The sequence below is a fragment of the Secundilactobacillus hailunensis genome (assembly GCF_005405185.1).
Classification (GTDB): Bacteria; Bacillota; Bacilli; order Lactobacillales; family Lactobacillaceae; genus Secundilactobacillus; species Secundilactobacillus hailunensis.
This window is the reverse complement of the sequence record NZ_BJDO01000149.1, coordinates 1-233: the sequence shown is the minus strand read 5'-3', so window position 1 is coordinate 233 and position 233 is coordinate 1. Positions and strand designations below refer to the sequence as shown.

The window sequence follows — 233 nt, the reverse complement described above, 5'->3', positions numbered from 1 at the left end:
TTTGCTTTGGCATCATTTGGTGTGTAGTTAACTTTACCGGTTGTCGTTGGATTATCAACTGTAATTGTGCCGTCAGCATTTACTGTCGCGGGTACCGTCGTCTTATCTGCCGTGTAACCTGGCTTTACTGGTACCGTCACATCAACATGCTCACCCGTCTTACCTGTTATATCAGGGACCGTTTGGTCACCTTGGTTACTTGGAATTGTGACGTTTGCTTTGGCATCATTTGG

At 45.9% G+C, this 233-nt stretch carries 1 protein-coding gene; it reads right to left on the bottom strand.

Annotated features, from left to right (window positions below):
* The coding region (locus tag FFM73_RS12880) for a hypothetical protein (RefSeq protein WP_171001304.1) at positions 1 to 233 on the bottom strand (233 nt) is incomplete at both ends.